Source organism: Pseudomonas mosselii, assembly GCF_003205295.1.
Lineage (GTDB): Bacteria > Pseudomonadota > Gammaproteobacteria > Pseudomonadales > Pseudomonadaceae > Aquipseudomonas > Aquipseudomonas mosselii_B.
The window spans coordinates 1-25,544 of sequence record NZ_QJRP01000044.1 but is presented as its reverse complement, the minus strand read 5'-3'; the positions used below and the strand labels follow the sequence as shown (position 1 = coordinate 25,544).

The window sequence follows — 25,544 nt, the reverse complement described above, 5'->3', positions numbered from 1 at the left end:
CGGCAAAGCCACCGCAGCATTCGCGGGTAAACCCGCTCCCACAGGGATCCGTGTCAAACCCCGCAATGGAGGTAATGTATGCCCTTCAGCCACAGCGTGCGCAGCTACCTCCAGGGCGCCGACAAGCGCGCCGAACGCGACTACATGCCGGAGCTGGCCGGCGCCACCTTGCAGGAGTCGCCCAGCCTGTCACGCCTGACCGTGTGGCTGGCGGCGATCCTGCTGCTGGTGGCCCTGGTCTGGGCCAACTTCGCGGTGCTCGACGAGGTCACCGTCGGCGAGGGCAAGGCCATTCCGTCGAGCAAGGTGCAGGTGGTGCAGAACCTCGAGGGCGGCATCGTCACCGAGATCTTCGTGCGTGAAGGGCAGATGGTCGACAAGGGCGCGACCCTGCTGCGCCTGGACGACACGCGCTTCAAGTCGAACAAGGGCGAGAGTGAAGCCGACCGCTACGCGCTCACCGCCCAGGTCGAGCGCCTGTCGGCCGAGTCCGAAGGCCGCCCCTTCGTGTTGTCGAGCGAAGTCCGCGCCAAGGCACCACAGGTGGCCGAGGACGAAGCCGCGCTGTATGACTCGCGCCAGCGCCGGCTGGCCAGCGAGAAACAGACCCTTAACGAACAATTGCGACAAAAGACCCAGGAGCTGGCCGAGTTCCGCTCCAAGGTCGATCAATACCGCTCGGCGGTCGGCCTGCTGCAACAGGAACTGGACATGTCCTCGCCACTGGTGAGCAAGGGCGCCATATCCCCCGTGGAAATCCTGCGCCTGAAGCAGCGCAGCGTCGAGGCGCGCGGCCAGCTCAATGCCACCAACCTGGCGATCCCCCGAGCAGAGGCGGCGATCGCTGAAATCCGCAGCAAGATCCAGGAATCCGACGCCAGCTTCCGCTCCGACGCCGCCAAGGAACTCAACGACAAGCGCACGGAGCTGTCGAAGATCACCGCCACCAGCATCGCCATCGACGACCGGGTCAACCGCACCACCGTGGTGTCGCCGGTGCGCGGCATCGTCAAGCTGCTCAAGGTCAATACCATCGGCGGCGTGGTCCAGCCCGGCAGCGACCTGGTGGAGATCGTGCCCATCGAGGACAACCTGCTGATCGAGGCCAAGGTAAGGCCCCAGGACGTGGCGTTCCTGCACCCGGGGCAGACCGCGATGGTCAAGTTCAGCGCCTACGACTACACCATCTACGGCGGGCTCAAGGCCAAGCTGGAGCTGATCGGCGCGGACACCGTCACCGACGACAAGGGCAATGCGTTCTACCTGATCCAGGTGCGCACCGACAAGAACCACCTGGGCGGGGACAACAAGCCACTGCTGATCATTCCGGGGATGGTAGCCACGGTGGATATCATCACCGGGCAGAAGAGCGTGCTGGATTATCTGTTGAAGCCGGTACTGAAGGCGCGGACGGAGGCGTTGCGCGAGCGGTGATCGCCAGTATGGCGGCGCAATCGTGGGGCAAGCCCGCTCCCACGGATCATAAGCCCGTTACATGACGGGCTTGTTCCACGATCAGGCTGGCTCCAATTCAAACCTGCCCATGATTGCGTTGATAAGTCTCCGCTCCCATGGCCTCGATCTGCCCTTCGATCAGCGCCTCGAACGGGCGTAGCAAGGCATCGAACGCTGCCGGAGCCTCCAGCACATTCAACGCCTGCACCACCGCCTCGAGCGTCGACAAAGCCCCCGGTTCCGGTGCCTTGCGCAACCGATAGCGCGAGGGCTGGACATGACCGAGCGTAACCCGTGGCAGCCTCTCCAGCAGCGGGTTCAGGTAGAGCATCTTGCGCGCCTTGCGCCAGGTGCCGTCCGGCACGATCAGCATCAGCGGCAGGTCGGCACCTTGACCATAGCCTTGCAGGACCTCGGCCTCGTCGCCGGGGAACAGCAGCGCCGGTCGGTAACCTGGCGTTGCCACCAGCGCGTCCAGGTCGTCGAACACCTCGCCGATCCGCAACTCGGCGTTAACCAGCCCAAGGGTCGCCAGGCGTGCGGTGTTCAGGGCGTGGGCGGTCTCGCTGGGGTGCTGCAGCACGACCACGCGGGTGCGGCTGTCCAGGTGCGGGATCAGTGGGCAAAGGCAATGGGCGAGCGGGCGCTGGCAACGCTCGCAGCGAGGTCTGGACATGGGGGGCTCCTTGGGGCGGATAGTTTGCCACAGGGTTGCCATCCCGGGTTGCGACAAGGTGTTCGTGGGAGCGGGCTTGCCCCGCAAAAAAAGTCGGCACCGCCATCGCGGGGCAAGCCCGCTCCCACGCCCCACCCACACCGTCAAACTTCAGCGGTTGAACCGCTCCGCCAGGCTGTGCAGGTACTCCGCCATGCGCTCCAGGTCCTGGCTGATCTCGGCCCCCTGCCTGGCCTGCCCCGCGCTTTCGTCGCACAAATGGGCGATGCGCACGATCTGCTGGTTGATGTCCTCGGCGACATGGCTCTGCTGCTCGGACGCCGTGGCCATCTGCTGGCTCATGCCGGTGATGCGGCTGACCGCCTGGGCGATCCCCGACAACGCCGCCTGCACCGCCTCGACGCTGTGCACGCTGTCGCTGGAGATCTGCTGGCCACGGCTGGCGCTGGCCACCGCGCGGTCGGCACCGGAGCGCAGGGTGGAGATGATGTGGTGGATCTCCTCGGTCGAGGCGCGGGTGCGCTGCGCCAGCGAACGCACCTCGTCCGCCACCACGGCGAAGCCCCTGCCCTGCTCACCGGCCCGCGCCGCCTCGATGGCAGCATTGAGCGCCAGCAGGTTGGTCTGCTCGGCGATCGAGGTGATCACATCCACCACGCTGCCGATGGACTGGGTCTGTTCGGCCAGGGCATTGACCGCCTGGCCAATGTCGCTCACCGCCTCGCTCATGCTGCCCATGGCGCGCAGGCTCTGCTGCGCCAGGTCACTGCCCTGCTGGGCCAACAGGTCGGCGTCGCTGGCGGCATGGGCGGTGCTCTGCACGTTGTGGGTGACCTGCTGGATGGTTGCCGCCATCTGCGCGATGGCGGTGGCCGACTGGTCGGTCTCGCTGCGTTGGCGGTCGAGCATCTGCGCCTGGGCATCGGACAGGTCGGCGGACTGCGCGGCCCTTGACTTGACCCCGACACCGGCGTCCACCAGGCGGGTCAGCGCGGTTTGCAGTCGCGCCTCTTCGCTGATGATCGCCAGGTCGAGCTGGCCCTGCAGCCCGGGGTTGTCGCTGTAAGTCAGCGCCACCAGCGGGCTGGTGAAGGCCTTGGGGTGCTCCTGCAGCGTGCGCCGGATCGACTGGTTCTGCCGGTGCTCGACCACGTACCAGGCCGCCAGCAGGCTGGCCATCAGCACACCCAGCGCCGCGTAGGGGGGCAGCCACAAGTAGGCGGCGGCCGACAGCAGGCCCGCACCGATCAGCGGCCAGCCATGGCCGATCCCATGCCCCAGGCGCGCCGCCAGCGGTACCGGCGAGCGCCCTGCCCGCAGGCGGGCGTACAAGTTCTCGGCCCGGCGGATCTGCTCCCGGGTCGGCACCGAGCGCACCGACTCGTAGCCGCTGATGCGGCCGTTCTCGTACACCGCCGTGACGTAGGCGCTGACCCAGTAGAAGTCGCCGTTCTTGGCGCGGTTCTTGACCACGCCCATCCAGGGTTTGCCTTGCTTGATGGTGTCCCACATATGCCCGAAGACCGCCGGCGGCATGTCGGGATGACGCACCAGGTTGTGCGGCTGGCCGACCAGTTCGTCGTAGGTGAAACCGCTGATGGCCACGAATGCGTCGTTGCAATAGGTGATGCGGCTGTTCAGGTCGGTGGTGGAGATCAGCCGCTGGTCCTGGGGAAAGGTTCTTTCGTGCTCAGTGACGGGCAAATTCATGCGCATCGTTGGCGGTCCCTTGCTTATCCAGATGAATGGGGAAAATCATCAGAGCAAGTAGATATTTAGCAGATGGCCAGCACGCCATCGGTCAAGTTTTGTAGGAAATGGTCTGAAGCTGACGGAATGCGCTGAAAGCGGCCTCGGTCACCCTACGTTGAGCTGGCTCTTGAGCAGGTCGCGAAACGTCTGGATCAAGGGCTCACGGCTACGGCCACGGCGAATGATCAGTGAGAACGGTGCCTGGTAGCCGAAGGTCGCGGGCGACAGCACCCGCAGGTCGCCCTTGTCGACCCAGGCCTGGGCGTAGTGCTCGGGCAGGTAGCCAATGTAGGCGCCGGAGAGAATCAGAATCAGCTGCGCCTCCATGCTCTCCACGGTGGCGGCGCTGTGCTTGAAGCCGTGCCGGGCCAGTTCCGCCTGGCTCCAGTAGCCACGTCCGACCATGCGCTGCTGGGTAATTACCGGCTCCGGGATCCGTCGCTCGCCGAACAGCGCGTGGCGGCTGCTGCAATACAGCCAGTGCTGCTCGCGGTACAGCGGCTGGTAAACCAGCCCGCTCATGCGCGAGGAGAACGCGCCGATCGCGAGGTCCAGGCGATTGTCCTGTACGCCCAACTGCAGCTCGTAGGGGCTGGAGACCGAAAGGTGCAGGTGCACGGCCGGATGTTCCTGGCTATAGGCACCGATCGCCTCGGCCAGCGGCAGGGCACGATCGCCGACAGTGGAGTCAATCACCCCCAGGTTGAGGGTGCCGCGCAATTCGCCCTTGAGCGCCGCCGCGTACTGCTCGAAACCATCCAGCTCGCCGAGCAGGCGCAACGTCTCCTGATGGAACAGCTCGCCCTTGCTGGTCAGGCTGAATCCACCACGGCCACGGTGGCAGAGCACGATACCCACGGCGCTTTCCAGCTGGCTCATGTAGGTACTGATGGCTGAAGTCGACAGGTTCAGGTCGCGCTGGGCGTTGGCGAAGCCCTGGTGACGCACCACGCTGGCGAAGATGCGCAGCAGTTTCAGGTCGGGCAGCGATGAGGCCATGGGGCAACGGGTCCGTGGGCTGGAAATGGCCAGAGTCTAACCCGGCAGTACACCGATAGTTCAGAAATTCCTGAAGTAAGTTTTTGTCGGTAGCGATTCTTCCCGGGCACTACCTTGCGCAGACTGCGGCGAAATGTCCCTGCCCGCCCGCACAACCAGAGCAACGAGGCGCGCGGCGGCACAGGTTCGAACAAACAGAACAATCGACCGACTGATGAGGCCCACCGTGGACAAGATTCTCCACCAACCACTGGGCGGCAACGAAATGCCGCGTTTCGGCGGCATCGCCACCATGCTCCGTCTCCCCCACCTGCAAAGCGCCGAAGGGCTCGACGCCGCGTTCATCGGCGTGCCCCTGGACATCGGCACCTCGCTGCGCTCGGGCACCCGTTTCGGCCCGCGGCAGATCCGCGCCGAGTCGGTGATGATCCGCCCTTACAACATGGCCACCGGCGCCGCCCCGTTCGACTCGCTGTCGGTGGCCGACATCGGTGACGTGGCGATCAACACCTTCAACCTGCTGGACGCCGTGCGCATCATCGAAGAGGCCTACGACGAGATCGTCGAGCACAATGTCATCCCGCTGACCCTGGGCGGCGACCACACCATCACCCTGCCGATCCTGCGCGCCCTGCACAAGAAGCACGGCAAGATCGGCCTGGTGCACATCGACGCCCACGCCGATGTCAACGACCACATGTTCGGCGAGAAGATCGCCCACGGCACCACCTTCCGCCGTGCCGTGGAAGAAGGCCTGCTCGATTGCGAGCGCGTGGTGCAGATCGGCCTGCGCGCCCAGGGCTACACCGCCGACGACTTCAACTGGAGCCGTCGCCAGGGCTTCCGTGTGGTCCAGGCCGAAGAGTGCTGGCACAAGTCGCTGGAGCCGCTGATGGCCGAAGTGCGCGAGAAAGTCGGTGGCGGCCCGGTGTACCTGTCGTTCGACATCGACGGCATCGACCCGGCCTGGGCGCCCGGCACCGGCACCCCGGAAATCGGCGGCTTGACCACCATCCAGGCGATGGAGATCATCCGCGGCTGCCACGGCCTGGACCTGATCGGCTGCGATCTGGTCGAAGTCTCCCCACCGTACGACACCACCGGCAACACCTCGCTGCTGGGCGCCAACCTGCTGTTCGAAATGCTCTGCGTGCTGCCGGGCGTGGTACGCCGCTAGCCGTCAAGCACCGCCTGTTTGTAGGAGCGGCCTTGCGCCGCGAAAGGGCTGGAAGCAGCCCCGGCGATTTATGTGAAAACGCCGAAATCCAGGGGCGTTGCGCTGCAAGCGATTGCTTGACCCCGGCAGGAGCCATTCGGGAGGGCCATAGAGGCCCGCCAACACATGACAGGACCGCCGGGCGCCGTGAACCGCCCGGACGGCCGATCTCGCCATAATAAAGATAATCGGGAGACCCCCAATGGCCTTGGACATCATCGTTGTACTGATCTATGCCGCCGGCATGCTCGGCCTCGGCTGGTACGGCATGCGGCGCGCGAAGACCCACGAAGACTACCTGGTGGCCGGGCGCAACCTCGGCCCGACCCTGTACATGGGCACCATGGCCACCACCGTGCTCGGCGGCGCCTCCACCGTCGGCACCGTGCGCCTGGGCTACGTCCACGGTATTTCCGGCTTCTGGCTGTGCGCCGCCCTCGGCCTGGGGATCATCGCCCTCAACCTGTTCCTGGCCAAGCCGCTGCTGCGCTTGAAGATCTTCACCGTCACCCAGGTGCTGGAGCGCCGCTACAACCCGATGGCTCGCCAGGCCAGCGCGGCGATCATGCTCGCCTACGCGCTGATGATCGCGGTGACCTCGACCCTGGCCATGGGCACCGTGCTGCAGGTGCTGCTCGACGTGCCGTTCTGGATGGCCCTGCTGTTCGGGGGCGGCGTGGTGGTGGTGTACTCGACCATCGGCGGCATGTGGTCGCTGACCCTCACCGACATCGTCCAGTTCGTGATCAAGACCGTGGGCCTGATGTTCATCCTGCTGCCGGTGTGCCTGTACAAGGCCGGCGGCTGGGACGCCCTGGTGGCCAAGCTGCCGGCGGCTAGCTTCAGCTGGACCACCATCGGCTGGGACACCATCATCACTTACTTCCTAATCTACTTCTTCGGCATCCTGATCGGCCAGGACATCTGGCAGCGGGTGTTCACCGCCCGTGACGAGAAGGTCTGCCAGCGCGCCGGCACCACCGCCGGTGTCTACTGCGTGCTGTACGGCCTGGCCTGCGCCCTGATCGGCATGGCCGCCCATGTGCTGATGCCGGACCTGGCCAACCCGAACAACGCCTTCGCCGAGATGATCAAGGGCCAGCTGCCCGAGGGCATCCGTGGCCTGCTGATGGCCGCCGCCCTGGCCGCGATGATGTCCACCGCCAGCGCGGGCCTGCTCGCCGCCTCGACCACCCTGACCGAAGACCTGCTGCCCAAGCTGCGCGGCGGCAAGCAGTCTAGCCTGGGCATCAACCGCCTGTTCACCCTGCTCACCGGCCTGGTGGTACTGGGTATCGCCCTGGCGGTGAACGATGTGATCAGCGCCCTGACCCTGGCCTACAACCTGCTGGTGGGCGGCATGCTGATCCCGTTGATCGGCGCGATCTTCTGGAAGCGCGCGACCACCGCCGGGGCCATCGCCAGCATGTCGCTGGGCTTCGGCACCGCACTGTTGTTCATGTTCAAGGACGGCCTGGAGGCCAATTCACCGATCTACTACAGCCTGGCCATTGGCCTGGTGAGCTTCGTGGTGGTCAGCCTGGCTTCGCGCAAGCCGGTGGCGACGGTGAACCTGGCCTGAGGCCAATTCCACGCCGCTCCTTTGGAGCAACACACAACCCATTGATTTAGCTTGGCCCTGTGGGAGCGGGTTTACCCGCGAAGAATCCAGCGCGGTGTATGGCACCGGCTTCGCCGGTGTTCGCGGGTAAACCCGCTCCCACAGAGATAACAGTTCCCTGCGCGACAGCACAGCCCGAAGGGCTGGGCGATCTCCTACAGAGCCATTGAAACGCAAAAGGCCGCCGCATCCACAAGATGCGGCGGCCTTTTTGTCGGTGGTCAGCGCCGACGCGGCTGGCGCTTGCGCTGTTCTTCGTCGGTCGGGATCGGCACCGGTTGCAGCGGTGGCGGGAGCAAGCCCAAGGCGACGGCGAGGTCGTGGAGCCAGTTATACATGCGTTCGTTCATAATGCCCCCTTGACGGGTCAGCCTCTTGGTCAATCGATCCTGCGGTGCGTCATACAGATCATAGCCCGATGTCCTGTATTGCGCATGTCTCTGTTCCTACACATAGGGCCGATTCTGACCCGGATCAAGCGCAGACGGCAGCTTCCGACAGTCGGTCAATCGTTTCGCTTTGTTGCAAATCGATCCAGGCCTGCAGATTCGCCCCGCGTTTGCCCTGGCGCCACATCAACCAGGTCATCGCCTGGTCGAACGGCGCCTGCAGCCGATGCGCCCGCACCTGCTCGCGGCCCGGCAGGCTGTCGAGCATGGACTGCGCCATCAACGCCACGCCGGCCCCGGCGATCACACAGGCCAGCATGCTCTGGTACGACTCGATCTCCATGACCCGCCCCATGGGTGTGTGGGCATGGGCGTACCAGGCTTCCAGGCGCATGCGGTACGAGCAGCCCTGGCGGAAAGTGAACACCGCCTTGCCGGCGACATCCTTGGCGCTTTGCACAACCGGGTGCTCGGGGCTGGTGATCAGCACCAGCGTTTCCTCGCACAACGGCACGCCATCCAGCCCGGCTAGGTTGAGTGGGCCGTCCACCAGCGCCGCGTCCAGCCGATGACTGAGCACCCCCTCCAGCAGTTCGGCACTGGGCGCCGCCTGCACCTGCAGGTTCACCGCCGGGTAGGCCTGGTGGTAACGCGCCAGCAGCGCCGGCAAATGAATGGCCGCCGTGCTGTACATGGTGCCCAGCACGAAGTCCCCCGCCGGCTGGCCGCCCTGCACCGCAGCCAGGGCCTCGTCGCGCAGGTTGGTCAGCCTATGTGCATAATCGAGCAGCACCTTGCCGGCCGGCGACAACTGCAAGCGCTGGCGCTCGCGCAGGAACAGCTCCACCCCCAGTTGCTCCTCAAGCTGACGCAGGCGCGTCGACAGGTTCGACGGCACCCGGTGCAATCGCTCGGCGGCACGGGTCACCGAGCCCTCCTCGGCCACGGCCTGGAAGATGCGCAGTTGGCTGAACTCCATAGGATTCTCCAAAACAGAACAACTTGATCATCATTATTCAATTTTATTGAAAGTCAATGAGCCCTACCCTGCCATCCATCGCATCCCTTCGTGCAGGAGACTTTCCATGTCACCCATCGTGCAACTGCTGACCAGCGCCGTGGCGCTGATGATGGCCATGGGCATCGGCCGCTTCGCCCTTACTCCGCAACTGCCCCGACTGATCGCTGAGGGCCAGTTCGACCTCACCGCCGGCGGCCTGGTCGCCGCCGCCAACTACCTGGGCTACTTCCTCGGCGCGGTGGACGCCATGTTCGCCCGCCAACCCGCCCAGGTGCGCCTGCGCCTGCATGGGGGGTTGTGGCTGTGCGTGCTGCTGACCCTGGCCTCGTGGGCCGCCGACGGTTTCTGGAGCCACCTGCTGCTGCGTTTCGGGACTGGCGTGGCCAGCGCCTGGGTGCTGGTGATGATCGCCAGCCTCAGCCAGCAACTGGCCAGCGCCCATGGCCGCCAGCGCCTCGGTGCGCTGGTGTTCGCCGGGCCCGGCGTCGGCATCGCGGTGACAGGTGTGCTGGCCCTGGGCGCGCACCTGCTGGGACTGGATTCGGCGGCCCTGTGGCTGGTCTATGGCGTCGCCGCGCTGGTCATGCTGCTGGCGGTGCTGCCGTGGCTGCCACGGGCGCTGGCGCCCGCCGCCACGCCTGCGGCCGTCAACGAACAAGGCCGCGGCACCGGCATCGGACGCCTGGGCCTGGTCTATGCGCTCTACGGGATCGGCTACATCCTGCCGGCCACCTTTCTGTCGCAGATGGCCAGCCAGCAGTTCCTCGGACAGTGGCAGGCCGAGCTGTTCTGGCCCGCGTTCGGATTGGCATCTGCACTCGGCGTGGCCATCGTCAGCCTGCGCCGCCCGGGGCGGACCTCTGCCTGGCTGACCACCACTTTGTGGCTGCAAGGGCTGGGTGTACTGGCCTGCCTGCTCGGTGGCGGCATCGGCCTGGCATTGGGCGTACTGCTGTGCGGCGGGCCGTTCCTGGCCTGCATGCAACTGGTGATGCAGCGCTCACGGGAACTGGCGCCCCACGCCACGCAGCGCAATGCCGGGTTGCTGACTGCATGCTTTGCCCTGGGGCAGTTGAGCGGGCCGTTGCTGGCGGCGTTGAGCAGCCATTTCAGTGGTGGATTACAGCCAGCATTGGTGTTGGCGGCTGCTGGGTTGGGATTGGCAGGGATGTTGGCAGGAGGTTTCTCGCCCTCGCAAGGCTGCGCCAGTCTACGACAAACAGGCTGACGGTCGCGGGGCCAGCACCTACAGTCTTCGTGGGAGCGGGCTTGCCCCGCGATTGCACCGGCCCCGCCAAACGCCTACCCCACGACCCTGCGCAACTGCTGCCGCACCCACGCCTCGGCGCTGACCATGACCACCCCGAGCAGCACCATCACAGCCCCGATCACGAAGTTCAAGCTCAACGGCTCATCCAGCAGCAGCACGCCGAAGGTCACCCCGAACAACGGCGTGATGAAGGAAAACACCGCCAGGTTCGAGGCCAGGTATTTGCGCAGCAACCAGAACCAGGTCAGGTAACTCACAAACGACACCACGATCCCCTGGAACAGCACGCTGCCCACCGCCAGCGGGGTCAGCGAGAAATCGGCGATCTGCCCGCTCACCAGGGCGATCAGTACCAGCCCGACAAACCCTACTGCCAGCTGGTAGAACAGGGTCAGGGTCGCCGGCGCCTCGGACAGGCGCGAACCCCGCACCACCACCGTGGTCGCGCCCCAGGCCAGGCCCGCCAGGATCGCCAGGGCATCGCCCAGCAACATGCGTCCATCGAGGTGTTCGAGGGAAACGCCACCGGCGAAGGCCAGGGCAATCCCCCCGAACGCCAGCAGGATGCCCAGCCACTGCAACAACCGCAGCCGTTCGCTGGGCATCATGAAATGCAGCCCCAGGGCAGTGAAAATAGGCGCGGTGTAGAGGAACACCGACATATGCGCCGCCGAGGTCAGCTTCAGCCCCTCGGCAATGAACAGGAACTCCAGGCCGAACAGCGCGCCGGCCAGCAACCCGGCGCGCCAGGTGCTGCCCACCTGGCTCCAGCCACCCCGCCAACAAACCAGCAGCCCCACCAGCAGCGCGGCGATGCCATTGCGAAACGCCGCCTGCATGACCGGTGCAATGTCCACGGCAGCGGATTTGATCAGCACCTGCTGGCAGCCCCAGATCAGGCACAGCCCCAGCATGACCTGGAAGGCGAAGGCGTCGGGGTTCTTGCGGACCGCGGTCATGGGCGGCCCCTCAGCGGGTTGAACGACATGGCAAGGCTCGGCAGTGAGAATGGATCCCGATTATCAGACGCCAGGCCTTGCCGATACCAGCCTAAATTGCCCTGCTAGCAATTCGTGCGTCGGCGGATAACCTTCCGAATGCCGCAACAGGTTGCTTGGCGCGGGGCACAGCCTGGAAGTACCTGGCCCTTGCAGTTCACACGGACTACAAATCACCCAACAGTTCGCGTATGAACTCGGAGAAACTGTCCGCCACCTGGTGGGCCTCACGGCTCACCGGGTCGATATCGACGACCACCCAACCATTGTTCGTATCGAACCCTGAGCAGTAACCCTGCAGGTCATCGCCGAACAGCAGGATGCCTTCCAGGGCGGTGTTCCCGTCCTCATCGTAGACCTGGTCAGGCGTGAGCAGGCCTTCGTACAACATATAGGCCGCCTCACCCACTTCCCCCCATCCAAGCTCCCTGATGAACGCCAGGTAATCGGCCGGCACCTGCGAATGGGGGCCAGCCAGCGCCGAGAGCACCTGCGCTTCGGCTGTCGTCAGTTTGGAAAGGGGGCCGGACACCTTGTCCGGCTGCAGATCGTCATACATTCCCATTCACACTGCCCTCTTATCGTGATGTGAAGATTTCCCTGCCCACGCTGTCTTTCCCATGGATGCCACCTTGATGCTGGTCGGGGAAGCGTGCCGGGTGCATGTTCCACCATTCGTTAGGTCCGCCGAACCCACTTTCGATGATGTGGTGCGCATCGTAGGGCTGTCCGGCCTTGCGCACCACCTTTGTTCCATCCTTGCTCATCACATTCTCGGTGTAGCGGGGCCACGTCTGGCCTGTCTTGGTTTCCCACTGGCCGATCAGCTCGTCCTTGACCTTGTTGAACTCGCGTCGGTGTTTCTGGGTTTCCTTGGGCGTAAGCTTGGTGTAGTTCTTTTCGCGCAAGGCATTTGCCAGGTTGTCGCGTTGCTCGGCGGTGACCTTGAGGCCCGTGTGCGCCTCCAGCTCATTGAGATAACGCCGTGCCTGGCTGGAAAGCTGGGTGAACGCCGATGTCGGCCCCTTGGGCGGTACATCGCCGGCAGGCGGCTCGTGCGGCTTGCGGGTGTCCGGCACATCCAGGTGAGATCCCGGCCCATTGCTCCCTTCATGGTGGGTGCCGCCCTTGCGTCCTGGTATGGCACCCATGATCACGCTGGTGATCAACTTGCCACCGCCAATCAGGAAGTCGCCACCTTCCTTCTTGTCGAGGTCGTCCTCTCCTTCCATGCGCTCGGCAATGTACTTGCCAACCTTCGCCACGGCCTCCTCGACCTTGGCATTGAAGTCCTTGCCCAGCTCCGTCTGGTCGATCACCTGGCTGACAGCCAACTGGATGACAGCCTTGGGGCCTTGCAGCATGGCAAGTGCCACGGTGACCGCCTCGGCCCCATCCGGATGCGCGTCCAGGTACTCGTTGATGGTCGAGACATAGGTCAGCGTCCATTGGACGCTGTCGCGCTCCGCCGTGACATGTGTCGTGTCAAGCTGCAGAGCCCCCAGATTTCGCTCAAGCTCGCGGGTGAAATCCTGCGACTGCTCGAACACATGCTCAAGGTTGTTGAGCTGCTGCAATACCTGGGTCTGGAAGTCTTCCTTGCCCATCAAGGCCATGGCATCGCGTGGCGACATCCCTGCCAGGATCAGCGACTCGAGGGTGTTTTCCGCCAGCGCCCGGCCCGCGACCGCGACAGCGCCGCTGTCCATTGGCCGCCCGGTCATGCGCTGGTAACGATTGACCAGGGCGTTGAGGGCATTGCCAGCCTGTTCGAAGTTCTTCAGCGCCGTCTTGTCGTAGTCGAGCAGCCCATCGCTCCATTTCTGCAGCGTCTCCTTGGGATTCAGCACATCGTGCAGCGAGCTGTCGGTCACATAGAGATCGGTGCGCGACTCCTTGTCCCGCGTGATTTCGTAGGCTTTGTCGAGATCACGGTTCAGCCCGACGGTGGAGTCCTGGCCGGTCTCGGCGTCCTTGCGCACAGTGATATCACCGGCACCCACGGTGGCGCGGACGGTCTGCTCGCGGTCCTTTTCATACTCCCAGCCACTGACGCTCCAGCTGGTCTGGTTCTTCGGACCCTTCTCGCCGTTGCCTGCGTCTGCGGTGACCTTGCCGTTGGAAGGGTCCTGCTCGGCACTGGCCGACCCCTTCTTCCAGCTGCCACCCACGTTCAGGTAGTAACCGTGCTCCTTGTCCTTGCCGGCAATGTCGCTGAAGCCCAGGGTGCCGGTATCGAGCTTGAGATTGCCGTTGTCGGCGGCGATCAGCGCACCGTCGAGCTGGGTGTGGTTCTCGGTGCGGATATCGACCTTGTCACGCCCGGTGATACGCGTCTGGTCCTCGACCCACTCGGTCTTGCCGGTGGTCTTGCCATAGCCGACCGAGCCACTGACACCGGCGCCCGGGCCCACGGTGACGGTGGCATTGATGTCGAACTCCTTGCCCTTGACCTTGCCGGTGTCGATGGCCGAGGCCACGTTGAGGTCGCCACCGACACGGCCAATCACTTCGTCGCCGCGTACCTGGGCGCCCTTGATGTTGGTGTCCTTGCCACTGGTGAACTTCAGCTGGTCACCGGCATACACATAGGCTTGCTGATGACGCTGGGTTTCACGCTCCAGGTCGCCCTTGCCCATGTTGACGCTGGCGTAGACACCCACACCTTCCGAGCCGAAGGTCAGGCCGACCTCGCCACCGCCGCTATGACGGTTCTGCTCTTGCTGGCTGTCGTTCTTGGCAGCCACGATGTTCAGCTCATTGCCGGCATTCAACTCCACATCGCGGCCGGCCTTGACCTGGCTGCCCACGATGTTCAGGTCATTGCTGGCGTCGAGCTTGATGTTGCCGCCGGCCTCCAGCTGCGAAGGCGTGGAGGTGCCCTGCTGGCCATCGGCACTGGCAGTGCCATGGCTGCCGCCGATGCCGACCTTGAAGCCGCCACTGGTGCCACCATGCACGCCACCCCAGCTCTGCGACTGGTTGCTTTCCTGGCTGCTGCTGCCCTTGGCGACATCGATGTTGATATCCCGGCCTTTGATGTCGATGTCACGCCCGGCCTGGACCTTGCTGCCCTTGATATTGACGTCGTTGCCGGCCTGCATCTTCACATCGTTGCCGGCCTCCAGCGTCGAAGACCGATTGCTCTGCTCCACGCTTTGCTGGCTGCTGGTCTGCTTGCTGGTACCGATCTTGCCGTCACCGGTGGGGCCGGAGAAGAACTGGCCGATGGCGTCCACGGTCTGCAAGGTGCTGGAACCCTTGCTGACGCCATCTTCGCCCTTGCCGGTATTGCTTATCGCATCCTTGGTACTGCCGGCGTTATGTTTGATCGAGCCGCTGACCCCCTGGCTCTCATACTCGCGTTCCTGCTCCTGGATACGCGTGTCACGGCCGGCATCGATATTGATGTCTCGTCCGGCGCCAAGGCTGATATCGTGCCCTGCCAGCAAGTCCGAACCGGTCTGGTTGATATCACGCCCGGCATTGATATCCAGGTCCTTGCCAGCCTGGATGCGACTGCCGGCAGCCAACTGCTCGCGCAGGCGGTCCTTGGCTTTCTCTTTTTCAACGCCTGCGAAGAAATTGGTACCGTTGTCGTCGGTGTCCGAATGCAGACCGACGCTGCTCGACTTGGACCACTGCGTATCGTCACGTTGGTTCTGCGCCGCAGTGATGTTCACGTCACGCCCGGCATTGAGGCTGACATTGCGTCCGGCATTGATCCCGCTACCGAGCACGTTGATATCGCGTTCCGCCTCCAGGGTGGCGTCGCGCACGGCGACCACCTGGCTGCCGACACTGGTGCTGCTGCGCGCTTCATGCCCGGAGGTCTTTGCCGACGCAATCGACACCGAGGGGATCGAGACGTTTTGCACGCCCGGCAGCATCAGCGCTGTCGGCGACAGCATGTCCTTGGCCGAAAGCGACAGCTTGAGCTTCTGTTTGTACTCCTCGCTGCGGCTATAGGCGGTGTCGTTGGCCGACACCAGGTTGACATCGCCCTCGTCATCCACCAACCCGGCACGCAGTTCCACATCGTTGCCGGCATTGGCCTTGCTCGCTCGCAGGCGCACGTCGCTGCCCGCCGCCAGGACAATGTCGTTGCCGGCATCGAGCTCGCTGCCCACCTGGGTGGCGCTGGTCTTGAGCTGGCTCTTGCCGCTCTTCGACAGGCCCAGGAAGCCGGACTTGGTCTTCTTGCTGAACTCGCCATGCTCTTCGACGCCGGACAGCACCGCCACATCGCCCGTCGCGCCAATCATGAGGTCGCCGCCGGCCTTGAGCTGGCTGCCGATCACCGTGACATCGCGGCCGCCATCCAGGGAGATGCCGCCATAGTCCCGCTTGCTGACGTTGACGGTGAGATCACCACCGGCCTCGATCACCGAGGCGACGTTGGTGCTGTGGTAGCTCTCCTTCTGGTTCGAACTCTTGCGACCGAACGAACCCTTGCTCTTCTTGAGGTAGTAGGAGGCACTTTCGTCCTGGGCGGAAGCGATGGTCAGGTCGCGCTCGACGTCGATGTCGACATCGCCCTTGCCCTTGACCTGGCTGGCGACGATGGCCATGTCCTGGCCGGCAGACAGCGACACGTCACCACCGGCCTTGACCGTGGTCGAGACCTGGGTGACCTGGTCCTTGGACTGGGTGACCTTCTTGCTGCGGCTGAAGCTGTGGGCTTCGTTGGCGGCGGAGGTCAGGTTCAGGTCTTCGCCCGCGGCCAGGGACAGGTTGCGGCCTGCATCGATCTGGCTGGCCACCGCGGTGAGATCGCGGCCCGCGCCAATGCTCAGGTCGCGACCGGCGGTAACCGTCGCGCCATGCTGCTGTACGGTGTTGTTGCGCTGGCGGTTGCTGTAGAAGCCTTCGCGCTCCTCGATCGACAGCAGGCTGACATCGCGCCCGGCGTTGAGGGACAGGTCGCCGCCACTCTGGATCACACTGGCGACGTTGTTGATGTCCTGGCCCGCCTTGAGGCTGAGGCTGTTCCCAGCTTCGATACGGGCGGCGTTATCCAGGTAGTCCTTGTGCTGGCTGGTGCCGCCGAAGTTGGTGACGGCGCGCACCTGGTCGCGCTGGTTGAGGATGTCCCCATTGACCGCGGTCAGGCTCACGTCGCGCCCGGTGATGATGCCGCCGGCGCTGTTGCTCAGGTTGTTGCCGGCCAGCAGTTCCAGGCGCTCTCCAGCCTGGATCAGGCCGGTGTTGACCAAGTTGTTGCCAGCGGTGGCGGACAGGTTGCGGCTGGCCTGCAAGGTCCCGACGTTGGTCAGGTTCTCGCCGGCGATCAGTTCCACGTCCTGACCGGCGATCAACGCGCCGTTGGGGGCAAGGCGATTGTTGGCCTGGGCCAGGTAAAGCACCGGTACCAGGACTTCCTCGCCGTTGACCTGGTGTTTTTCCATCCACACGATGTCATGGGTCAGCACCGCCACCTGGGAAGCCGTCAGGCCCACGCCCAGGCTGAGCTGCAGCTGGTCCTTGCTGCGCAGGGCATTGTCCATCAGGTACTTGAACAACTGCTCGCCGGAGGTCTGGCCATCGATGAACTGCTGGCCAGTACGGGCCACCACCGCCTGCTGGATCAGACGTTGCTCGTAGAGGCCATCGCCCAGGCGCTTCCAGCTCTGGTCCGGATCGTAGCCCAGGTTGCCGAGCAGGTAGTCGGAGCTCATGAACTGCTTGAGGTCGGTCAGGACCGGGTTGGTCTCGATCAGGTACTTGTGTGGCTTGCTGGTGTATTGGCTGTCCGGCATACGGGTGACACCCGCAATGTCGGGACGTGAGTTACTCCACGGGTTGCCGTTGGCACCGGGATGTCGCGGCACAGGGGTGGCGTCAACCGCTGCACCGCCCGGTGCGTAGACACCGATGGCACTTGCGTTGCCGCCCACGGCACCGCCCTGGTGGGCGATGCGGTCGATGTCCTGATGGCTCTGGTTACCCGCACTGGCGTCCATGGCCTGCAGCGCGCCGGGCTGACCACCTGGTACCAGCGCCTGGCGGCCCTGGTTCGAAACCTCGGCAGTTCCCAGTGTCCAACCCTGCGGCGAGGCACCCGCGGCACTGCCCCCCTGGCCACTCAGGCGGAACAGTCCGTTCTGGCCGGTGGGCAAGGTGAAGCCGCCCAACGCCAGGGGGTTGACCTGTTGTTGCGCCAGGTCAGGGGGAAGCTGGGCGTGAATACGGATAACCGTGTTACCGGCAGCGCCAGGCAGCTTGGGGTCAAACGCCTTGCCTGCCGGACCACTGACCGTCAGCCCTTCCTGGATGACGCTGTTGATCACATCCCTGGTGGCATTGATGCTTACCCGGCCACCCGCCTGTACCACAGCATTCGCGGCACCGACCTGAGTGCCGTGCTCGATGGTACGCTGGTCGTAGAACGTGACGCCTTGAATCTGCGCGGGCAGCGGCGCTCTCGCATTCGGGTTGTATGCCGGCGCAATGTTCAGCGCACTGAGCGAGAAGCCGTCGAACCAGCTCTTCCAACCGATGACCGCGATGGTGTTGAAGTTCGCGGTACCGCCAAGCCGGGTGTAGGGCGTGATGCGTGACTCGTTCCAGTTGGCATCCCACATGCGCAATGTGCCAACAAGGTGTCTGTCGCCGTTACTGTTGGCCCTTGTGTATTCCGGGTCATTGGCTGCGTTGTAGCGCATCACCGCAGCAAAATACGGCATGGCGTACTTGACCTTGTCCACGCCTGACAGGGTGAACGACTTCAATACCGAATAGGTGCCCAGTGCCTCGCCCTTGTTGAGGAAGTTCTGCACATTGACCGTGATATCACGCTGTGCGGTGATCACCGAAGCCGAGTTCTCCAGCCGCCCCCCGAGCACGAACAGGTCGCGGCCAGCACGGATGGCGCCGGCGGGCGAGTCGATCTCGACCTTCTTCTCGTAGTACTCCTCAAGCACCATATGACCGCCGCCCGGACCGGTCTGACGCATGCCGATCGAGCTCCAGGTCGGGGCCCCCGTGGTCTTGAAGATTTCCTTGCGGTTCTCGATCGTCTGCGCATTCAGGCGCATGTCCCCTGCACTTTCCAGGCTGCCGGAGATGTTCTCCACCTTGCCCGCCAGTCCACCTGCGGCATTGCCCGCCACCGTCAGCCCACCCAGGCTGTAGACGTCGCCATAGAAGTTGGTCAGGGTCCCGGTGTACAGCTGCATGTCCCCGCCACTGAACAACAGGCTGCGATCGTTGCGCAGGCTGCCGGCGGTCACGCGCACCAGCTGGTTGCCTCCCAGGGTCCCCAGGTTGTTCAGGCTGCCGGCATTGACCAGCAGATCACCCGCTGCACTCAGCCGTCCCTGGTTGCTCAGCAGGCCCGCCACGTTGACCGTGGTGTTGCCCACGCCGGTGATGCTGGCGTTGCCACCCAGGCTCATCTGCGCCGCGCTCACGCCCAGCGTACCCAGGCTGTTCACCCGCCCATTGGCGCTGCTGTAAGTGCCCCCCAGGTTCAGGCTGAGATCACCGTCACTGGCAATCAGGCCTTCGTTGCTCCAGTTGCCGCCGTTGCCCACCAGGCTGTCGAATGCCAGCAACTGGCCGCCGGCGGTCTGGGTGAGGTTGTTGACGTTGACCGTCAGGCGCCCGGCCTGGATCACGCTGGCGTTGGTCCAGCTGTCGGCGGTCAGGGTCAGACCGCCACGGGTGATCAGATTGCCGCCAGCGCGGGTCAGGTTGAGCGTGTCGATGTCGAACACGCCCTTGCCCGCATGCAGCACCTTGCCGCCGACGTTCTGCAACACGCCGACGCCGAGCGTCAGGTCGGTATTGCCGACTTCCACCAGCCCGGTGCGGTTGTCGAACAGGCCGCCAATGGCGAACTGGCTCTTGCCTGTGCTGCCCACGGCACGCAACTGGCCAGCCTGGTTATCCAGGCTGGCGGCCGAGATGGCGAAAATACTCGCGCTTTCGACGATGCCGCCACGGTTGTCCAGGGCGCCACTGAGTCCGATATCGATACGCTGGCCGACCATTTCGCCGCGCGCGTCGCCACCGTTGAGCAGGCTGGCGCCGTTGACCTTGAGCAGGCCACTGGCGGAGATGCCGCCGTCGCGGTTGTCCAGCTGCCCGGTGCGGATCAGTGCATCACCACCCAGCGCCGCGATGCGCCCGCCGTAGTTGTCGAGGCTGGCGCTCTGCACATCGAGGCCCAGGGCCTGAAGGATGCCGCGCTGGCCATTGGCGTCGCTGCCATTGCGCAGCACACCGGTGGTACGCACACCCAGCGACTGCTTGAAGCTGGCAAGGATGCCGCCGCGGTTGTCGAGGGTGTCGGCGGTCACGCTCAGCGCGCCGTCCTGGGCGATCAGCTTGCCGCCCTGGTTGTCGAGCACGCCAGTGGCCTGCACGCTGATCGCGCCCTTGGCCTGCACGGTGCCCTTGGTGTTGTTCAGGCTGGCCGCCTGCAGGCCTACGTCGCCCTGCTGGCTGTAGATCAGGCCATCGCCCGTATTGCTGAGCGCCCCGCTGCTGTTGAGCACGAGCGCGCCATTGGCGGCCAGGGTGCCGCGCTGGCTGTTGTCGATGCTGCCGGCCAGCACCTTGAGCAGGCCCTGGCTGGCGATCTGGCCACCCTGGTTGTCGACCAGGCCGGCGCGCTGGATCAGCAGGTCCTTGCCGGCGAACAGCGTGCCCTTGCGGTTGAGCAGGTCGGCGAGCAGATCGAGGGTCAGGGCGCCCTGGGCGGCGAGGTTGCCGTCGTTGTTGTTCAGGCTCGCGGCGGTCAGGCCGAGGTCCTGGCGGGTGGCCACGCGGCCGCCGTGGTTGTCGAGGGCGCCAGCGCTGATGACCAGTTTTTCACCGGCATCGATCAGGCCACCTTCATGGTTGTCCAGGGCCGCCTTGATCGTCAGCTGCTGGCCGCTGCCGCTGGACAGGATGCCCTTGGCGCTGTTGTCCAGGCTGTCGGCTTTGACGTCCAGGCGCTGCTGGGCGACCAGCGCGCCGCCGTCACTGTTGCGCAAGGCGCCGGCCACGGTCGCCTGCACGGCACCGGAACGGCTCGACAGGGTGCCTTGCTGGCGGTTGTCCAGGCTCTGGCCGGTCACGGTCAGCCCCTGCCAGCCCGAAACCAGGCCGTTACGGTTGTCGATGGCGCCGCTGGTGATGGCCAGGGTTTGTTCGCTGATCAGCTTGCCGTCACGGTTGTCCAGTTCGCTGACATCCAGGCGCAGGGCCTGGGCGGTGGAGATCTCGCCGCCCTGGTTGGCCAGCTTGGCCAGGTTGGCAAGGGTCAGTGGGCCGGCGGTGGTGATCAGGCCGGCGCCGTTGTCCAGGTCGGCGCCGAGCAGGTCCAGTGCAAGGCTGCTGCCAAGCAGTTTGCCGCCGTGGTTGTCCACGCCCTTGCTGGTGAGTGCGAGCGCGTCCTTGGCTTCGATGCGGCCACCGTCGCGGTTGCTCAGCACACCGGCATGAACCTCCAGCGACTGGGCGCCGATCAGGCCCTTGAGGTTGTCCAGGCGCTGGCTGATCTGCAGCAGCAGGCGCTGGTCACTGAGCAAACGGCCGTTGCCGTTGTCCAGTTGCTCAGCGGCGACGGTGAACGCTTGCGCGCTGGAAATCTCGCCACCCTGGTTGGCCACGGTCTTGAGATTGTTCAGCAGCAGCGACGGGGCATTGATCAGGCCGCCACGGTTATCCAGGTGGCCATGGCTCAGGTCGAGGTTCACCGAAGTGTCACTGAACAGCTTGCCACCCTGCTGGTCGAGGCCGGTAACCGTTGCGCCGAGTGCTTCACGGCTACCGACTCGGCCACCGTCGCGATTGTCCAGTTGACCAGCATGCAGATCGAGGGTGCGGTTGCTGCTGATGCTGCCCTGGCGGCTGTTGTCCAGCTGCCCGGTGGTAATGACCAGCGCGCTCTTGCTGGCAATAACGCCCTTGTCGGTGTTGTCCAGGCTGGCGCTGGCCAGGGTGATGTCGCTGTCGCTCAGCAACTCGCCACCCTGGTTGAGCAGCGCGCCCGCCGTGGTCAGTTTCAGGCTGCCGGCGCTGTCCAGTTTGCCGGTGCTGTTGTCCAGGCTTTGCGCGGCCATCACCAATTGGCCCTCGGCGCTGATCAGGCCAAGGCGGTTGAGCGCCGCGCCGGTCAAGGTCAGGGTCATGTCACGCTGGCTGGTCAGGCGGCCACCGTCGTTGTCCAGGGTCAGGCCGGTCAGGGTCAGACCGGTCTGGGCCTCGATACGTGCCTTGTTGCGGTTGAGCAGTGCCTGCAAGGCGAGGGTCATGCCCGTGCCGGCGACCAGCAGGCCACCGTCACTGTTGTCCAGCGAGGTGCCGGTCACGCCGACAGCGGCCTTGCCGGTGATCTCGCCGCCACGGTTGTCGATCCGATCGACGTCCAGGGTCAGGGCACCGTTGCTGCCGAGCAGCCCTGACTCACGGTTGTCCAGCTCGCCACCCTTGATCCGCAACTGCTCCAGGCTGACCAGCGAACCCGCAGTGTTGAGCAGTGTGGCGGCCTCGATCTCGCCGCGGCCCTTGCCGGAGATCTTGCCCTTGCTGTTGTCCAGGGTCTTGGCGTCGAGCTTCAGCGAGGTGTCGCCTACCAATGTGCCCTGGCGATTGTCCAGGCGATCATCAATAGCCACGACCAGGCTGGAGCGGCTGCTGACTTCACCTTCGCGGTTGTCCAGGCTGGCGGCACGCAGGTCCAGGCCCTTGGCCGAGACCAGCCCCTTGGTATTGTCCAGTGCCTGGGCGATACGCACCGTCAAGGCCTGGTCGCTGATCAGCTTGCCCTGGCGGTTGTCCAGCGTCGTGGTGACGAGGGTGAAACCTTGCGAGCTGGAAATCTCGCCCCGCTGGTTGTCGACGCTGCCGAGGTTGTTCAACACCAGCAGCGGAGCCTTGATCAGGCCATGGTTGACCAATGCGCCCTGGCCCAGGTCGAGGGTGATCGAGGCCTTGCTCAGCAGGCGCCCGGCCTGCTGGTCGAAGCCGGTGGCGGTCAGGTTCATTGCGCCATCGCTGTCGATGCGGCTATCGCTGCCTGCATTGTTGACCTGGCCGGCCTTGATGGTCAGGCGGTCGTTGCCGACCACATGCCCGCTGTCGCGGTTGTCCAGCGTGCCGGTGGCGATGTCCACGGCCCCCTGGGCGCCGATCTCGCCGGCACGGTTGTCCAGGCTGGCGCTACGCAGGTCGAGGGTGCCATCGGCGGTGATCGAACCGCGCTGGTTGTCTACCTTGCCGGTGGTGGCCAGGGTGAGCTTGCCGGCGCTGCTCAGCTCCGCGTCGCTGTTGTCGAGGCTGGCGGCGCCGATATCGAGGTCACCCTCGCTGGTCAGCAGCCCCTTGCCGTTGTCGAGCGCCTGGCCCAGGCGCAGGCGCGCGCCCTGCTCGCCGGATACACGCCCGTCGCGGTTGTCCAGGGTCTGGCCCTCAAGGGTCAGTTGGCCCTTGCCGCGCAGCAGGCCCTGGGCCTGGTTGATGACCTCGGCCACCGTCAGCGACAGGTCGGTGTCGGCCAGGACCTGGCCGCCGGTGTTGTCCAGGTGCTGGCCGGTCAGGCTGAGCGCCTTGGCCGCGGACAGCTCGCCGCCACGGTTGTCGACGTTGCCCACGGTCAGGCGCATGCCCTGCCCGGCGCCCAGCACGGCGCCCTGGCGGTTGACCAGCGAATCGCCCTTGAGGGTCAGCTTGCCGTCGGCGGACAGCTTGCCGCCGAGCTGTTCCAGGCGCGTGACCTGCCCATCGAGATCACCACCGCTGGTCAGGCTGCCGCCGCTGTTGTCCAGGTGCGCAGCGACCAGATCCAGGTTGCCCTTAGCGCCGAAGATACCAATTTGGTTGAGCAGCTCAGTGCCATTGAAGCGCACCCCGGCCTGGCCACTGACCAGGCCCTGGTCACGGTTGTCGAGCTGGTCGAGGGTCAGCGTCATCGCGCCATCGCCCTCGATCTTGCCTCCACGGTTGTCCCAGCGCTGGCCTTGCAGGGTCAGCAAGTCCTTGCCAACCAGTCGCCCGCCGCGATTGTCCAGCTGGCCGGCCTCGATGTGCGTCGCGCCAGTACCACTGAGCAAGCCTTTGTCCTGGTTGTCGAGCACGCCGCTGACCTTGGCGGTCAGTGTGCCATCGCTGAGCAGCTTGCCCTGCTCGCGGTTGTCGAGGCTGGCGGCGCTCACCGTCAGCGCCGTACCCGAGGCCAGCACGCCTTTGCGGTTATCCAGAGCCTGGCCGACGGTCAGCGTCAGCGCCTGATCGGCACTGAGCCTGCCGCCACGGTTGTCGAGGCTGGCGGCGCGCAGCTGGCTGGCGCCGGCACTGGAGATCTCACCGTGCTGGTTGTCGATATCCGCGCCACTGACCAGCTCCAGGCCGGCACTGCTGGACACCACGCCACGCAGGTTGTTCAGCGTCAGGGCATGGATCTCCATGCCAGCACCAGAAACCACGCCATCGACATTGAGCAGCGCCTGGTCGAGATGCACGATCAGGGCATCGAAGCTGGACAACTCACCGGCCTGGTTGTCGAGGTGCGCCCAGGTGGCATTCAGTGCCCCTTGGCTGATGATCTGGCCACGGTCGCTGTTGAGCAGTTGCCCACCGGCCAGGGTCATGCGCCCGTCCGCGACAACCTTGCCCTGCTGGCGGTTGTCCAGCGTTGCGGCGTTGATGTCGACATGGCGCCCGGCGCTGAGGCTGCCGCCCTGGTTATTCAGGCGACCGCCCGTGGTCAGCTTCAGGTCACCGCTGGCGATCAGGCGCTGGCTGCGGTTGTCCACGGCTCCGGCGTTGATCTTCAGGTCGGCATCGGCCGCGCGGCTGCCATCGGCCTGGATGCCGGCCTGGATGCCCCCAAGGTTGCTCAGTTGGCCTGACGCGTCCAGTTGCACCGAACCTGCCGCAGTCAGCCCCTGGCGGTTGACCAGGTCACCGCGGCTTTCCACCTGCAGTTGCTTGCCGGCATGTACCGGCCCCTGCGCATCGATACCGGCCGCCCGGATGCTCACATCGCCGGCAGCGCTGGCCTGGGCCATGCTCAGCTGGCCATTGGCATCGAGCTGGATATCGCCACCGCTGGCGATCATCCGCCCGTCGAGGCGCACACCGACACCGGCCTCGGTGCCGACCAGCCTGACCGCGCCGGCATACATACCGCCCAGCGCGCTGGAGTCGATCGCCAGGCTCGGCTTGGCGCTGCCGTCGTCAGCACGCGCGGTGGCCGCCAAGGTGCGGGCATCGACATCGTTGCGCCCGGCGATAATGGCCAGGTTGCGGGCCTGGATCTCGGCATTGATCTTGGTGCTGCGGGCAATCAGCTCGAAGCTGTCGACGTTGCTGGCATTGATCCCCGCGCCTTCGATGGCGATGTGTCCCTGGTCGACCTGGTAACGGGTCAGCTGGCCGTTCTCGATCACCGGCTTGCCGGTGCTGAGCGTGGCCTGTGGCGTGTTGATGAAACCGCAACCATCGCAGGTGATGCCGTGGGGGTTGGCGACGATGACATGCGCCGCATGCCCCGCGACCTCGGTGTAGCCACGCAGCTGGCTGGCGTTGGCGCCGTTGACCTCGTTGAGGATGACGTTGGCCGCCTGGCCGTGGAGGTTGGGGTTGCCAAGGATGATCCCGCCCAGCTGGGTGGCCTGGGTGCGCTCGGTGGCGTTGTTGAGGATCAGCCCCTGCTGGCCGACGTTGTAGTCGCTGAACTGGTTGTGCGACAGCCCGCTGCCATTGGGCGCGGCGATGTTGATGATCGGCACGCCATTGCCCGCCTGGTCCAGCCGGGTGCCCGGCCCGCTGACCACCACGCCTTCGGCGGCCTGCGCCCAGAATGGCTGCCAGAACATGGCGTTGGCCAGCAGGAACGCCAGGCCCCGCTTGGGCAACCCGCAGAAACGCTCACGAGGCTGAATGGCGGCCGAGCGTTGGCGGGCCAGGAAGGCGAACAGGCGGACGTCCATGTCAGGTCTCGTAAGTCAGGGGATCAGGTGGATCAGAGGAAGAAATCCAGGCGGAAATACACCGGGCGTTCCTTCTCGGTCAGCACGTCGGGGCGTTCCAGGCTGTGGGCGAAGGTCACGCTGGCGGCCATGTGCTGGCCGCGGGCGAACAGCTCCAGCGAGTGGCTGCTGGCACGGCCGTGGTACTCGCCGTTGTAGCGATCGTTGCGGATCACCCCGAGG

The 25,544-nt window shown here is 65.1% G+C and carries 12 protein-coding genes and 2 pseudogenes; 4 read left to right on the top strand and 10 right to left on the bottom strand.

Annotated elements, in window-relative coordinates; translation table 11 throughout:
• Window positions 1-78: 78 nt before the first annotated feature.
• On the top strand, window positions 79-1,434 hold the full coding sequence (locus DMX06_RS23870; protein WP_110739638.1) for an HlyD family type I secretion periplasmic adaptor subunit: 1,356 nt from the start codon (window positions 79-81) through the stop codon (window positions 1,432-1,434).
• Between the two features lie 97 nt (window positions 1,435-1,531).
• On the opposite strand, the gene DMX06_RS23865 is transcribed toward DMX06_RS23870, so the two are convergent.
• The 4 genes and pseudogenes from DMX06_RS23865 to DMX06_RS23855 form a co-directional block, all read right to left on the bottom strand.
• On the bottom strand, window positions 1,532-2,131 hold the full coding sequence (locus DMX06_RS23865; RefSeq protein ID WP_110739637.1) for a tRNA-uridine aminocarboxypropyltransferase: 600 nt from the start codon (window positions 2,129-2,131) through the stop codon (window positions 1,532-1,534).
• A gap of 150 nt (window positions 2,132-2,281) precedes the next feature.
• A complete protein-coding gene (locus DMX06_RS23860; protein WP_375538116.1) occupies window positions 2,282-3,310 on the bottom strand; it encodes a methyl-accepting chemotaxis protein in 1,029 nt (342 codons plus the stop codon).
• Between the two features lie 234 nt (window positions 3,311-3,544).
• A pseudogene (locus tag DMX06_RS26935) lies at window positions 3,545-3,841 on the bottom strand (PAS domain-containing protein); the annotation flags it as partial.
• Window positions 3,842-3,988: 147 nt separating this feature from the next.
• A complete protein-coding gene (locus tag DMX06_RS23855) occupies window positions 3,989-4,882 on the bottom strand; it encodes a LysR family transcriptional regulator (RefSeq protein ID WP_110739635.1) in 894 nt (297 codons plus the stop codon).
• Window positions 4,883-5,108: 226 nt separating this feature from the next.
• On the opposite strand from DMX06_RS23855, the gene speB reads away from it, so the two are divergent.
• Both speB and DMX06_RS23845 read left to right on the top strand, forming a co-directional pair.
• Window positions 5,109-6,059, top strand: a complete 951-nt coding sequence (speB, locus tag DMX06_RS23850) for an agmatinase (protein WP_028691118.1) — start codon at window positions 5,109-5,111, stop codon at window positions 6,057-6,059.
• Between the two features lie 241 nt (window positions 6,060-6,300).
• Complete coding sequence (locus tag DMX06_RS23845) at window positions 6,301-7,680, top strand: sodium:solute symporter (protein ID WP_110739634.1); 1,380 nt, start codon at window positions 6,301-6,303, stop codon at window positions 7,678-7,680.
• A 260-nt stretch (window positions 7,681-7,940) separates the two neighbouring features.
• Here DMX06_RS23845 and DMX06_RS26690 read toward each other — a convergent pair whose 3' ends face one another.
• Window positions 7,941-8,069, bottom strand: a complete 129-nt coding sequence (locus DMX06_RS26690; RefSeq protein ID WP_256206021.1) for a PA1414 family protein — start codon at window positions 8,067-8,069, stop codon at window positions 7,941-7,943.
• Between the two features lie 124 nt (window positions 8,070-8,193).
• The gene (ptrR, locus tag DMX06_RS23835) at window positions 8,194-9,087 is read right to left on the bottom strand and encodes a putrescine utilization regulator PtrR (protein WP_110739632.1); all 894 of its coding nucleotides are present in this window, start codon (window positions 9,085-9,087) and stop codon (window positions 8,194-8,196) included.
• Between the two features lie 106 nt (window positions 9,088-9,193).
• On the opposite strand from ptrR, the gene DMX06_RS23830 reads away from it, so the two are divergent.
• A complete protein-coding gene (locus DMX06_RS23830; protein ID WP_110739631.1) occupies window positions 9,194-10,357 on the top strand; it encodes a YbfB/YjiJ family MFS transporter in 1,164 nt (387 codons plus the stop codon).
• Between the two features lie 74 nt (window positions 10,358-10,431).
• Here DMX06_RS23830 and DMX06_RS23825 read toward each other — a convergent pair whose 3' ends face one another.
• From DMX06_RS23825 to DMX06_RS23810, 4 genes and pseudogenes are all read right to left on the bottom strand, one after another.
• The gene (locus DMX06_RS23825) at window positions 10,432-11,358 is read right to left on the bottom strand and encodes a DMT family transporter (protein ID WP_110739630.1); all 927 of its coding nucleotides are present in this window, start codon (window positions 11,356-11,358) and stop codon (window positions 10,432-10,434) included.
• 205 nt (window positions 11,359-11,563) lie between these two features.
• On the bottom strand, window positions 11,564-11,956 hold the full coding sequence (locus DMX06_RS23820; protein ID WP_110739629.1) for an SMI1/KNR4 family protein: 393 nt from the start codon (window positions 11,954-11,956) through the stop codon (window positions 11,564-11,566).
• Window positions 11,957-11,975: 19 nt separating this feature from the next.
• Window positions 11,976-25,322, bottom strand: coding sequence for a hemagglutinin repeat-containing protein (locus DMX06_RS23815; protein WP_110739628.1), 13,347 nt, complete (start codon window positions 25,320-25,322; stop codon window positions 11,976-11,978).
• 32 nt (window positions 25,323-25,354) lie between these two features.
• Window positions 25,355-25,544 (bottom strand): annotated as a pseudogene (locus DMX06_RS23810) (ShlB/FhaC/HecB family hemolysin secretion/activation protein); the annotation flags it as partial.

What these genes read in the sequence shown, in the direction of transcription:
- DMX06_RS23845 (WP_110739634.1), top strand. Translation starts at nt 6,301, where the DNA reads ATGGCCTTGGACATCATCGTTGTACTGATCTATGCCGCCGGCATGCTC.
- ptrR (WP_110739632.1), bottom strand. Translation starts at nt 9,087, where the DNA reads ATGGAGTTCAGCCAACTGCGCATCTTCCAGGCCGTGGCCGAGGAGGGC.
- DMX06_RS23855 (WP_110739635.1), bottom strand. Translation starts at nt 4,882, where the DNA reads ATGGCCTCATCGCTGCCCGACCTGAAACTGCTGCGCATCTTCGCCAGC.
- DMX06_RS23830 (WP_110739631.1), top strand. Translation starts at nt 9,194, where the DNA reads ATGTCACCCATCGTGCAACTGCTGACCAGCGCCGTGGCGCTGATGATG.
- DMX06_RS23820 (WP_110739629.1), bottom strand. Translation starts at nt 11,956, where the DNA reads ATGTATGACGATCTGCAGCCGGACAAGGTGTCCGGCCCCCTTTCCAAA.
- DMX06_RS23825 (WP_110739630.1), bottom strand. Translation starts at nt 11,358, where the DNA reads ATGACCGCGGTCCGCAAGAACCCCGACGCCTTCGCCTTCCAGGTCATG.
- DMX06_RS26690 (WP_256206021.1), bottom strand. Translation starts at nt 8,069, where the DNA reads ATGAACGAACGCATGTATAACTGGCTCCACGACCTCGCCGTCGCCTTG.
- DMX06_RS23815 (WP_110739628.1), bottom strand. Translation starts at nt 25,322, where the DNA reads ATGGACGTCCGCCTGTTCGCCTTCCTGGCCCGCCAACGCTCGGCCGCC.
- DMX06_RS23865 (WP_110739637.1), bottom strand. Translation starts at nt 2,131, where the DNA reads ATGTCCAGACCTCGCTGCGAGCGTTGCCAGCGCCCGCTCGCCCATTGC.
- DMX06_RS23860 (WP_375538116.1), bottom strand. Translation starts at nt 3,310, where the DNA reads ATGGCCAGCCTGCTGGCGGCCTGGTACGTGGTCGAGCACCGGCAGAAC.
- DMX06_RS23870 (WP_110739638.1), top strand. Translation starts at nt 79, where the DNA reads ATGCCCTTCAGCCACAGCGTGCGCAGCTACCTCCAGGGCGCCGACAAG.